The sequence below is a fragment of the Aquabacterium sp. genome (assembly GCF_030652515.1).
Lineage (GTDB): Bacteria > Pseudomonadota > Gammaproteobacteria > Burkholderiales > Burkholderiaceae_C > Aquabacterium.
Genome location: NZ_JAUSAR010000049.1, coordinates 1 through 8,830 on the forward strand (window position 1 = coordinate 1; position 8,830 = coordinate 8,830).

Below are 8,830 nucleotides of genomic sequence, written 5' to 3' on the forward strand. Positions count from 1 at the left end.
TTGATGGCCTGCAGTTTGGGCAGCAAAGCCTGAACTTGGTGAGGGGCCAGGGCGTTGCCGCCCTCGAAATGCATCAGGTGGTGGGTGCGATCGGTCACGGCGTGGGGCCCCTTTCAGGGCTTTCGTTGGGCAGGCGTGCGAGGAAACCCGGCATTTTAAGCGGCTATGAGCGCGCCCAACCGCTTTCTGATGCCCATGTCGTTTCTAGTACGGTCTGAAATCGGGATAATCCAGCCCCATGAGCATCACCATCAAAACAGGCGCCGAAATCGACGCCATGCGCCTCGCGGGCCGCCTCGCCTCCGAGGTGCTGGACTACCTGACCCCCTTCGTCAAGCCCGGCGTGACCACCGACCAGCTGGACAAACTGGCCCACGACTACATGGTCGAGGTGCAAGGCACCATCCCCGCGCCACTGAATTACGCGCCGGGCGGGCACTCGCCCTACCCCAAGTCCATCTGCACCTCGGTCAACCACACCATCTGCCACGGCATCCCCAATGACCGTGCACTCAAGCAGGGCGACATCGTCAACCTGGACATCACCGTCATCAAGGATGGCTGGCACGGCGACACCAGCCGCATGTTCGTGGTCGGCGAAGGCTCGATCGCGGCCAAGCGCCTGTGCAACCTGACGTATGAAGCCATGTGGCGCGGCATCGCCAAGGTCAAGCCTGGCGTGCGCCTGGGCGACATCGGCAACGCGATCCAGACCTTTGTGGAGAACCAGGGCTTCTCGGTGGTGCGCGAATATTGCGGCCACGGCATTGGCCAACGCTTCCACGAAGATCCCCAGGTGCTGCACTACGGCCGCGCGGGCACGCTGGAAGAGCTCAAAGCGGGCATGACCTTCACCATCGAGCCCATGGTCAACGCGGGCAAGCGCGACATCAAGGCCCTGCCCGATGGCTGGACCATCGTCACCAAGGACCACTCCTTGTCGGCCCAATGGGAGCACACCGTGCTGGTCACCGAAACCGGCTACGAGGTGCTGACCTTGTCCGCCGGCAGCCCGCCGCCGCCCGCCTTCATCACGGCCCAGGCTTGAGCGTGACAGCAGTACCCATGGCCCTGGACATCCCGGCGTTGCGCACGCAACTTCGCACCGCCAAAGCCGACCTGCTGACCCAGTTCGCCAATGCCCGCCCCATCGCGGCCTCGGCCACGCGGCTGCTGCACAACACGGCCAAGGCCGTGGACCGCAGCCTGACGCAGCTTTGGGAGGCCCACCACATGCCCAAGGGCGCCACCCTGGTGGCCGTGGGCGGCTATGGGCGGGGTGAACTGTTTCCCCACTCCGACATCGATGTGCTGGTGCTGTTGCCCGTGTCCCCATCGGTCGCTGGCGACGAAGGCCTGACCCAAAGCGTTGAAAGCTTCATCAGCGCCTGCTGGGACATCGGCCTGGAAATCGGCTCCAGCGTGCGCAGCGTTGAAGAATGCAGCGAGGAAGCCCAGCGGGATGTCACCGTCCAGACCGCCTTGCTCGAGGCCCGCTTTCTGTGCGGTTCCAGAGCCCGCTTTGAAGAACTGAAGGAAGCCACACTCCAACATCTGGACGCGCCCACTTTCATGCGGGCCAAGACCCTGGAGTTGCGCCAGCGCCATCACAAGTACGAGGACACGCCGTACGCCCTGGAGCCCAACTGCAAGGAAAGCCCCGGGGGACTGCGTGACCTGCAAGTCGTGCTCTGGGTGGCCCGCGCCGCCGGTTTTGGCAAGAACTGGCACGAGTTGGCGGTCAAGGGGCTGTTGACGGCTTTTGAGGCCCGCCAACTGCAACGCAATGAAGGCCTGCTCAAGCTGATCCGCGCCCGCCTCCACCAGGTAGCAGGTCGCCGCGAAGACCGCCTGGTGTTCGACCTGCAAGCTGGTGTGGCCGAGACCTTCGGTTATGTGAACACGCCAGCCCTGCGCGCCAGCGAAGCCTTGATGCGCCGCTATTACTGGGCCGCCAAAGCCGTCACGCAGCTCAACCAGATCCTGATGCTGAACATCGAAGAGCGCATCCTGGGCTCGCAAGACGCGCCCATGCGCCCCATCAATGACAAGTTCCTGGACCGGGGAGGCTTTCTGGAGGTGGTCAGCGACGACCTCTACCAGCGTGACCGCCATGCCATCCTGGAAACCTTCCTGGTGCTGCAGCACGACAACACCATGAAGGGCCTGTCTGCCCGCACCTTGCGTGCGCTGTACAACGGCCGCGACCTGATGGACGCCGAGTTCCGCCGCGACCCCGTCAACCAGCAGACCTTCATGGCCATCCTGAAGGAACCTCATGGCCTGACGCGCGTGATGCGCCTGCTGAACCAGACCTCGGTGCTGGGACGCTACCTGTGGGTGTTCCGCCGCATCGTGGGGCAGATGCAGCACGACCTGTTCCACGTGTACACGGTCGACCAGCACATCCTGATGGTGGTGCGCAATGTGCGCCGCTTCTTCATCCCCGAGCACGCGCACGAGTACCCCTTCTGCACCCAACTGGCGGCCGAATGGGACAAGCCCTGGATCCTCTACATTGCCGCGCTGTTCCACGACGTGGCCAAGGGGCGCGGGGGCGACCACTCCGAATTGGGTGTTCAAGAGGTCCACCGCTTCTGCAAGGCCCACGGCATCGGTCTTGAAGACACCAAGCTGATCCAGTTCCTGGTGGGTGAGCACCTGACCTTGTCGCGCGTGGCGCAAAAAGAAGACCTCAGCGACCCCGAAGTCATCCAGGCTTTTGCCAAGCGCATGGGCAGCGAGCGCGCCCTCACCGCTCTGTACCTGCTCACCGTGGCCGACATCCGAGGCACCAGCCCCAAGGTCTGGAACGCCTGGAAAGGCAAGCTGCTGGAAGACCTCTACAAGCTGGCCCTGCGTGCCCTGGGTGGTGCGCGGCCACACATGGACGCCGAAATTGAAGCGCGCAAGCAGCAAGCCAGGCACTCGCTGGCCCTGTACTACCTGCCCGAAGGCATCGAACTGTCTTTGTGGAAAACGCTGGACATGAGCTACTTTGCGCGCCACGACGCCCCTGACATCGCGTGGCACACGCGCTGCCTGTGGCAACTGGTGGACACCCCCGTGCCCATTGTCCGGGCACGCCTGTCGCCCGCCGGCGAAGGCCTGCAGGTGTTGGTTTACGCCCCCGACCTGGCCGATCTGTTTGCCCGCATCTGCGGCTACTTTGACCGCGCCGGTTTCACCATTCAAGACGCCCGCATCCACACCACCAACAGTGGCTATGCGCTGGACACCTTCCAGATCATGTCCGCACCCAACTCGTCGCAAGAAGGTGTGCACTACCGCGATCTGATCGCCCTGGTCGAGCATCAATTGGCCGAGGCCTGCGCCTCCGACCTGCCCTTGCACGAGCCCAGCAAAGGCAGGCTGTCGCGGCGGGTCAAGTCATTCCCGGTGCCGCCCCGCGTGAGCCTGCGGCCTGACGAGCGCGCTCAGCGCTGGTTGCTCAGCGTGTCGGCCAGCGACCGCTCCGGTTTGCTTTACGTGATCGCCCGCGTGCTCGCGCGCAATCAGGTCAATGTTCAACTGGCCAAAGTCAGCACCTTGGGTGAGCGCGTTGAAGACACCTTTCTGGTCACCGGCCCCGGCTTGCGTCAGGACCGATCGCAACTGAGGCTGGAAACAGAGTTGCTGGAGGCCATTGCGCCTGCCCAGCCTTGACACGGCGTTCTAAGCAGGCTCCTTCGGATCCAGCAGGCGCTCAAGGCGCGCGATGCGGTCTCGCAGCAACAGTCGGCGTTTTTTGAGCCGACGCAAAGTCAGCTCGTCCACGGGGGCCTGTTCGGCCGCAAGATCGATCAAATTGTCGAGATCGGCATGCTCCATGCGCAACTCGATCAACTGGCGATGAGGGGAATGCAGGTTTTCTTGCATCTGGTACGCAACAGTACTCGCTGACAGGCGCCTGAACAAGGGATGACCCGAAGGCTCGCCGCCCCTCGGACCCCATCATTTAGGGATTATAGTTTTCCAATGACTCTGACACCGACCAGTTATCGCCTCGTGGCCGCCACGGGCATCCACAAAGGTGACCGACCCTATCAGCAAGACCAGGTCGAAATCTTGCCCCACCCCCGAGCGCCCGGCTGCCTGCTGGCGGTCGTGGCCGATGGCATGGGCGGCAAAAGCGGGGGTCGCAAGGCTGCCGATCAGGTGATCATGACCTCGCGCCAGGTGTTTGACCGCTATGTGCCCTCCAAGGATGAAGCGGGCCAGAACCTGCAGCAATTGGTCGAGGAGTCCCACCTCATGATCAAACTGACGGCCATCGCTTTTGAAGAAGAGCCCCACAGCACGGTGGCGGCTTTCATCGTCAATCCCGATTTGTCGGCGGTGTTGGTGCACGCAGGCGATTCACGCGTTTACCACTTCAGGGGGCCGGAGCTGGCGCACCGGACCATGGACCACTCCTTCGTGCAGCGCCTGGTCAACGAAGGCCAGATCACCGAAGAAGAAGCCAATGTGCACCCGCAATCCAACCTGCTGACCGGGTGCCTGGGCACCCAGCAAGATCCACCCACCACCATCCAGCACATCCATCAGCTGGAAGTGGGTGACTCGCTGCTGGCTTGCAGCGATGGGCTTTGGCACTACTTCACCCCCAAGGAGCTGGGCGCCATCGTGCACACGTTGCCGCCGCGTGAGGCGGCCGAGATGCTGGTTGGCAAGGCGCGCCACCGCGCACGTGCCGGGGGCGACAACCTGTCGCTGGCACTGGTGCGCATCGAATCTTCGCACTGACCTCAGGTCAGCGAAGTATCGACGTTGCGTTTTTCTTCGCTGAGGTACTCCTTGGACTGCATCTCGTTCAAGCGAGACACCGTGCGCGGAAACTCATGCGCCAGCGGCCCCTCGGTGTAAAGCTGCTCGGGCGGCACCGCGGCCGACACCACCAGCTTGACTCGCCGGTCATAGAGCACATCCACCAACCAGGTGAAGCGGCGGGCCTCGGCCGCCAGACGCACCGGCATGTGCGGCACATCGCTGAGCACAATGGTGTGAAAGCGGGTGGCCAACTCCAGGTAATCGTTCTGTGAACGCGGGCCGCCGCACAAGGTCTGGAAGTCAAACCACACCACGCCGCCCGCTTTGCGACGGGCTTTCAGCACGCGGTGTTCAATGTTCAAGGTCGGATCTTCATCGGCAGATTCAGCCAACTGATTGAAGATCTCCGCCATCTGACCATCCACCTCCGGGCCCAGCGGCGTGAGGTACAAGTTGGCCAGCTCCAGCGTGCGCTGGCGATAGTCGGTGCCGTTGTCCACGTTGACCACCTCCAGCTGGCTTTTCAAAAGCTCGATGGCCGGCAGGACGCGGTCACGGTGAAGGCCGTTGGGGTACAGCTGGTCCGGGTGAAAGTTGGACGTGGTGATGATGCTCATGCGGTTGCGGAACATCGCGTCCAGCAAGCGGTGCAGGATCATCGCATCGGTCACGTCGGCCACGTGGAACTCGTCGAAGCAGACGATGCGGTGGCGGCGTCCCATGCGCTTGGCCAGGATTTCCAGCGGGTCGGCCTGGCCTTTCAGCTCATGCAACTGCCGATGCACCTCGCGCATGAACTCGTGAAAGTGCAAGCGGGTCTTGCGTTCCAGCGGCACCGCCTGGAAGAAGCAATCCATGATGAAGCTCTTGCCACGCCCCACCCCGCCATGCAGGTACACCCCCTTGGGCAGATTGGGGTAGCGCAACATCTTGGTGATGGCGTTAGAGCGCTGTGACTTGTAGACCGACCATTCATCCTGGCAGCGCTGCAAGGCGGCAATGCCCTTGAGCTGGGCCGCATCGGCCACGTACCCCCGCTCTTTCAAGCTCTGGTAGTACAGGTCGGTGACGGTGATGTTGGAATGCTGCTGCGATGCCATGAAAAAATCGGGGCGACCTCGGCGGCCGCCCCTCTGTTCTTACCGATGATGCCAGAAATCAGAAGTTCAAGGTTCGCTTGTCCACGGCCAAGGCGGCCTCCTTGGTGGCCTCGCTCAACGATGGGTGCGCATGGCAGATGCGGGCGATGTCCTCGGCACTGGCCTTGAACTCCATGGCCACCACGGCTTCGGAGATCAACTCGCTGGCCTGCGGGCCAATGATGTGCACACCCAGGATCTCGTCGGTCTTCTCGTCGGCCAGGAACTTCACGAAACCGGTGGTGTCGCCCAGCGCGCGCGCACGCCCATTGGCGGCAAAGGGGAAGGAACCGGCCTTGTAGGGCCGGCCCTCCGCTTTCAACGCCTGTTCGGTTTTGCCGACCCAGGCGATCTCCGGGCTGGTGTAGATCACCCAGGGAATCGTGTTGAAGTTGACGTGGCCATGCTGGCCCGCGATGCGCTCGGCCACCGCCACGCCCTCTTCTTCTGCCTTGTGCGCCAGCATGGGGCCACGCACCACATCGCCAATCGCCCACACATTGGGCAGGTTGGTCTTGCAGTCGTCGTCCACCACGATGGCACCGCGTTCATCCAGCTTCAAGCCCACGGCCTCGGCGTTCAGGCCAATGGTGTTGGGCACCCGGCCGATGGAGACAATGAGCTTGTCCACGTCCAGCTTCTGTGCGGCACCGGCGGCGTCCGTGTAAGCCACAGACACGCCCTTCTTGCCCGCCTTGACTTCGCTGATCTTGACGCCGAACTGGAACTTCAAGCCTTGCTTGGTGAAAACCTTTTGGGCCTCTTTGGCCACCTGCTCGTCCACCGCCCCCAGGAAGCCTGGCAATGCTTCAAGGATGGTGACTTCAGCGCCAAGGCGGCGCCACACCGAACCCATTTCCAGGCCGATCACGCCCGAGCCGACCACGCCCAGCTTCTTGGGCACGTCGGCGATGCTCAAGGCACCGTCGTTGGAGAGGATTTGCTGTTCGTCAAACGCAGCGCCCGGCAACTGGCGGGCGTTCGAACCCGTGGCGAGGATGATGTGCTTGCCCTTGAGGGTGTCAGGCTTGTCGCCGGCCACGGCGATTTCATAGCCGCCATCAGCGGCCTTGGCGAACGAACCACGGCCATGGAAGAAGGTGATCTTGTTCTTCTTGAACAGGTAGAGGATGCCGTCGTTGTTCTGCTTGACGACGGTGTCCTTGCGCGAGAGCAACTTGGCCAGGTCCAGGCTCAGGCCTTCGACCTTGATGCCGTGGTCGGCGAAGTGGTGCGCGGCGTGGTCGTAATGCTCGGACGACTGCAGCAAAGCCTTGGACGGGATGCAACCCACGTTCGTGCAGGTGCCGCCAGGCGCGGGGCCGCCCTTGGCGTTCTTCCACTCGTCGAGGCAGGCCACTTTGAAACCCAGTTGGGCCGCGCGGATGGCGGCGATGTAGCCGCCAGGGCCACCGCCGATGACGATGACGTCGAATTCTTGGGACATGGATTTATCTCCTGGGCTTGCAAGTCCGGAGCGCGCCCTTGTGAGGCGCGCCCGGCCGCAAAAAACAAGTCATGGGTCAGATGTCGAACAGCAGGCGGGCTGGGTCTTCCAGCGCCTCCTTCATGGCCACCAGGCCCAGCACGGCTTCGCGGCCGTCGATGATGCGGTGGTCGTACGACATGGCCAGGTAGTTGATCGGACGGATCACGATCTGCCCGTTCTCGACCACGGCGCGGTCCTTGGTGGCGTGCACGCCCAGGATGGCCGACTGGGGCGGGTTGATGATCGGGGTGGACAGCATCGAGCCGAACACGCCGCCGTTCGAGATGGAGAAGGTGCCGCCCGTCAGGTCTTCCAGGCTCAGCTTGCCGTCACGGGCTTTGACACCGAACTCGGCGATCTTCTTTTCGATCTCGGCAAAGGTCATCTGATCAACGTTGCGCAGCACGGGCACCACCAGGCCACGGGGTGAGCCCACGGCCACGCCGATGTCGAAGTAGCCGTGGTAGACGATGTCGTTCCCATCGATCGAGGCGTTGATGACCGGGTACTTCTTCAGCGCATGCACCGCCGCCTTGACGAAGAAGCTCATGAAGCCGAGCTTGACGCCGTGCTCTTTCTCGAACTTCTCCTGGAACTTCTTGCGCATCTCCATCACCGGCGCCATGTTCACCTCGTTGAAGGTGGTCAGGATGGCGTTGGTGGCTTGCGATTGCAGCAGGCGCTCGGCGACACGGGCGCGCAGGCGGCTCATGGGCACGCGCTGCTCGGGGCGATCGGACAGGTTGGGCAGACCGGGCACCTGCACCGCAGGCAGTGAGCTTGCTGGCACACCCGTGGGAATCGCCTTGGCGGCAGGCGCTGCGGTAGCAGCCGGCGCCGGGGCAGCTGTGCCACCCGCCACGGCTTGCAGCACATCGCCCTTGGTGACCCGGCCATCCTTGCCGGTGCCCGGCACTTGCGCCGTGCTCAGGTTGTTGTCGGCCAGCAGCTTGGCAGCGGCCGGCATGGCCACATCGGCCTTGGAGCCACCAGCGGCAGGTGCTGCGACCGCCGGGGCCGGGGCTGGCGCCGTTTCAGGCAAAGCCTTGACAGGCAAGGGGCTGACCGCTTCGGTGCCTTCGGTGTCGATGCGGGCAATCACCTCTTCGCTGGCGACGGTGTCGCCATCATTGCGAACCAGTTGCGCCATCACACCAGCAACGGGTGACGGGACTTCGAGCACAACCTTGTCGGTCTCGACTTCGATCAGGATTTCGTCCAGTGCGACGGCTTCACCTGGTTTTTTCTTCCAGTTCAGCAGGGTGGCCTCGGACGCGGATTCCGAGAGTTGGGGGACTTTGACTTCAACGAGTGCCATGAATTTTTCTCCAGACGCGAGGGCGACTTCGCGCACCAGCGATGGCGGTGCGCGGGGCCCGCAATGACTTATTTGGTGAGGACGAAGCCCTTGAGCTTGGCGAAGGCTTGATCA

Annotated in this window: 7 protein-coding genes; 3 read left to right on the top strand and 4 right to left on the bottom strand. The window is 63.0% G+C overall.

Going from position 1 to position 8,830, the window contains the following annotated elements:
• Positions 1-238 precede the first annotated feature (238 nt).
• Both map and Q7V20_RS06525 read left to right on the top strand, forming a co-directional pair.
• Positions 239-1,048 carry a type I methionyl aminopeptidase gene (gene map, locus Q7V20_RS06520; RefSeq protein ID WP_304788402.1) on the top strand — a complete coding sequence of 270 codons (810 nt, stop codon included), beginning with the start codon at positions 239-241 and terminating at the stop codon, positions 1,046-1,048.
• Between the two features lie 17 nt (positions 1,049-1,065).
• The gene (locus tag Q7V20_RS06525) at positions 1,066-3,666 is read left to right on the top strand and encodes a [protein-PII] uridylyltransferase (protein ID WP_304788413.1); all 2,601 of its coding nucleotides are present in this window, start codon (positions 1,066-1,068) and stop codon (positions 3,664-3,666) included.
• 9 nt (positions 3,667-3,675) lie between these two features.
• On the opposite strand, the gene Q7V20_RS06530 is transcribed toward Q7V20_RS06525, so the two are convergent.
• Complete coding sequence (locus Q7V20_RS06530) at positions 3,676-3,879, bottom strand: DUF465 domain-containing protein (protein ID WP_304788403.1); 204 nt, start codon at positions 3,877-3,879, stop codon at positions 3,676-3,678.
• A gap of 99 nt (positions 3,880-3,978) precedes the next feature.
• Here Q7V20_RS06530 and Q7V20_RS06535 point away from each other — a divergent pair, with 99 nt between their 5' ends.
• Positions 3,979-4,746, top strand: coding sequence for a PP2C family serine/threonine-protein phosphatase (locus Q7V20_RS06535; RefSeq protein ID WP_304788405.1), 768 nt, complete (start codon positions 3,979-3,981; stop codon positions 4,744-4,746).
• A gap of 2 nt (positions 4,747-4,748) precedes the next feature.
• Here the strand turns inward: Q7V20_RS06535 and zapE are convergent, their stop codons facing one another.
• From zapE to odhB, 3 genes are all read right to left on the bottom strand, one after another.
• On the bottom strand, positions 4,749-5,870 hold the full coding sequence (gene zapE / locus Q7V20_RS06540; RefSeq protein ID WP_304788407.1) for a cell division protein ZapE: 1,122 nt from the start codon (positions 5,868-5,870) through the stop codon (positions 4,749-4,751).
• Between the two features lie 58 nt (positions 5,871-5,928).
• Entirely contained in the window at positions 5,929-7,356 is a 1,428-nt protein-coding gene (gene lpdA, locus Q7V20_RS06545) for a dihydrolipoyl dehydrogenase (RefSeq protein ID WP_304788409.1), read from the bottom strand.
• A 76-nt stretch (positions 7,357-7,432) separates the two neighbouring features.
• Positions 7,433-8,716, bottom strand: coding sequence for a 2-oxoglutarate dehydrogenase complex dihydrolipoyllysine-residue succinyltransferase (gene odhB, locus Q7V20_RS06550; protein WP_304788411.1), 1,284 nt, complete (start codon positions 8,714-8,716; stop codon positions 7,433-7,435).
• Positions 8,717-8,830 lie beyond the last annotated feature (114 nt).

Excerpts from the sequence above, each read along its gene's own strand:
- Q7V20_RS06535 (WP_304788405.1), top strand. The coding sequence starts at position 3,979 with ATGACTCTGACACCGACCAGTTATCGCCTCGTGGCCGCCACGGGCATC.
- Q7V20_RS06530 (WP_304788403.1), bottom strand. The coding sequence starts at position 3,879 with ATGCAAGAAAACCTGCATTCCCCTCATCGCCAGTTGATCGAGTTGCGC.
- map (WP_304788402.1), top strand. The coding sequence starts at position 239 with ATGAGCATCACCATCAAAACAGGCGCCGAAATCGACGCCATGCGCCTC.
- odhB (WP_304788411.1), bottom strand. The coding sequence starts at position 8,716 with ATGGCACTCGTTGAAGTCAAAGTCCCCCAACTCTCGGAATCCGCGTCC.
- Q7V20_RS06525 (WP_304788413.1), top strand. The coding sequence starts at position 1,066 with ATGGCCCTGGACATCCCGGCGTTGCGCACGCAACTTCGCACCGCCAAA.
- lpdA (WP_304788409.1), bottom strand. The coding sequence starts at position 7,356 with ATGTCCCAAGAATTCGACGTCATCGTCATCGGCGGTGGCCCTGGCGGC.
- zapE (WP_304788407.1), bottom strand. The coding sequence starts at position 5,870 with ATGGCATCGCAGCAGCATTCCAACATCACCGTCACCGACCTGTACTAC.